This is a genomic window from Intestinibacter sp. (genome assembly GCF_051866655.1).
In the GTDB taxonomy this organism is placed as follows: Bacteria; Bacillota; Clostridia; order Peptostreptococcales; family Peptostreptococcaceae; genus Intestinibacter.
This window is the reverse complement of the sequence record NZ_JBJDXL010000500.1, coordinates 1-2,407: the sequence shown is the minus strand read 5'-3', so window position 1 is coordinate 2,407 and position 2,407 is coordinate 1. Positions and strand designations below refer to the sequence as shown.

Here is a 2,407-nt window from a genome sequence, read left to right as displayed (position 1 = left end):
TTAAGCTTTGAAATTGAGTTAAGAATACCTGTAGATTTAGAATTAAACTCTTCTAATGTAATCCGACCCTTCTTTTTTGAATCTTTACCAGAATAAACATTACCAATTCCAATAGATTCTGCCATTTTAATATTATTAGAGAAAGTAATAATCTTAGAATTAGGTCTAGCTTCTATAATTCTTCTAGTTACTTCTAATTTTTTAGGATGATTATTAATAAAAGACTTTCTTTGTTGTAACACTCTCATAAATGATGTGGCATGGTAAGTAATAGCTTTGAATATGTTTTTACGCTTTTCCTCATCATTTGGACACATTTCCTTACTAAGGTGGTATCTATATTTAAAACCGCCAGGGCCAAGACAGGAGTTTACTTTATCCCAATCAAAGTCAAAAAACTCAAAATCAGTAGTAAATTGTTTATTTAATTCTTTATATTCTTCAATATTATCAACATCAAGAATTACTTGATATTCAACATAATCAGAGATCCATCCATTAGCTTTAGCCTCAATGATAGATACTTCATCAATTACTGGACAATATTTATTAATAAGTTGATGCTTACCATCAAGTCTTTCAAATGTAGCAGTAAGTCCTAATATATATTTATATTTTACTTTATCAAAAACCCGTTGAAAAGTATCTGCTCCATAGCGATGCTCTTCATCCAATACTAATATATCAGTAGTCCACGAATGTTTAATTATTGTATTAATAACTTGAACGTCAGCATTAAACTCTATTCCCCATTCATCTAATTGAACTCTCCATTGTTCTTTTAAATTATCAGTTGGAACTACTACTAATATTCTTAGATTAGGATATTTATCTAAAACAGATCTTAAACATTTAAGTGCTGTTACTGTCTTACCACATCCTGTAGGTTGAATTAGTGTACCACAGCATCTATTCTTTATCCATTTTACTCTTGCTATCTCTTGTCTTTCATCTCTGGTCATATTCTATCAATAAAAGAACACAGAATACCAATATAGTATTCTGTGTTTATATATAAATTAAGCATTAACTACCTCATCAAGACTAATTCCTCTATTTTCAGCAACCATTCTAAGCTGCCTCATCCTTTCCTCCCACTGTTCGATGTGGAACATTACTTCATTCTCAAGCTTAAACAATACCTTGTTGCGGAGAACTGTTAATTGGTCAGTGGTTAGATCAAAATACTTCTTAGGCTTAAGATTAACCATTGCTCTAAGTTCATTAAAGTTAAGTCCTGTCGGTTTAACTGTCAGCCTTATAGTATTCTTTATATTGAGATGCTCCTTAATTACTTCAAGTTTGCTTCTAGTATTTCCATCTTTATCCTTCTCATCAAACTCCTTCATTTCAGCTGGAGTAAGATATACTCCCATATTCAGAATGAAGCTAAAGGTAATGTGCTTGTTATCAAACCAACCCAATTGGTCTAGACATCCATCTAAAACTTCTTTAATGGAAATTCTCTCAAACTCTCTAGGAAGACCTCCAGTGCAAGACGCAATAGATATATTATTCAATTCGTTTGATGGGAAATCTTCTTTATGTGCATTCATATACGCACGCAAATCCTGAAAATATAGATGTCTCGGATAAGGTTTATTATCTGCACATATTGTACCATGTTCTAACTTACGAAGGAACAATTCAACGTTACATTTTCTACGTTGCTCATCTATAATTTGCAACAATACATATCTTCCAGGATTTATTTTATCTGTACTATGTAACATAGACTCACAGTGGCTATAGAAGGTTTTCAACTGTTCAGGTGTAGCATCCACCAGACGTATTTCCTCCTGAGTTCCATCTGCTTTTCTAGCAAGTTTCCATACAAATGATTTAATGTCGTTATTTTTAGCCTCTATAGCTTCCGTAAGTTTTTCTCTCATTACGTTCATAAAATGTCTTTCTTCATATTGATAAAATTTTAAAATTGATCTTACATTACATATTCATAGTTTTTAGATCTAGGTTTATGTATAAACTTAATAAATTGAACTCCATTATAGGCATACGGAATCATTTTATTTCCATCAAACCAAGTGTCCACCCCTGCCTTAACTTCTATGAAATTTAAATACCCAACTTCATCTAGTTCTATATTTCTATGATTCCAGTTGGGGTATCTAGTACACATAATATACCTAGAATCCTTAGCTACGTCTACATCTAAACACTCAAATACATAGGTAATATAACCAAGTACATCTTTCTCCTTAGCTACTAGCTTTGCTAGAACTGTCATTCCTAAATTCCTCGTAGTAGATACATCCATATGCTGCAAAATTAGACGAGCATTTCTTGATCTCTGAGAAGCAGGGATATTTCTTACACGAGTCACATGACCTGTTTGGGAACTTCAGCTTAACACCAAACTTATCTTTCTCCAAAGAGCTTACTTTAA

The 2,407-nt window shown here is 32.3% G+C and carries 3 protein-coding genes; all 3 read right to left on the bottom strand.

Features of this window, described 5'->3' with window-relative positions:
• Positions 1-962, bottom strand: a 962-nt coding sequence (locus tag ACI3VO_RS15090) for a DEAD/DEAH box helicase (protein WP_439758709.1), incomplete at its 3' end; no start/stop codon positions are given.
• 57 nt (positions 963-1,019) lie between these two features.
• Complete coding sequence (locus tag ACI3VO_RS15085) at positions 1,020-1,901, bottom strand: hypothetical protein (protein WP_439758708.1); 882 nt, start codon at positions 1,899-1,901, stop codon at positions 1,020-1,022.
• A gap of 41 nt (positions 1,902-1,942) precedes the next feature.
• On the bottom strand, positions 1,943-2,248 hold the full coding sequence (locus ACI3VO_RS15080; RefSeq protein WP_439758707.1) for a hypothetical protein: 306 nt from the start codon (positions 2,246-2,248) through the stop codon (positions 1,943-1,945).
• Positions 2,249-2,407 lie beyond the last annotated feature (159 nt).

Coding starts and splice junctions, on each gene's coding strand:
- ACI3VO_RS15085 (WP_439758708.1), bottom strand. CDS start 1,901: ATGAACGTAATGAGAGAAAAACTTACGGAAGCTATAGAGGCTAAAAAT.
- ACI3VO_RS15080 (WP_439758707.1), bottom strand. CDS start 2,248: ATGACAGTTCTAGCAAAGCTAGTAGCTAAGGAGAAAGATGTACTTGGT.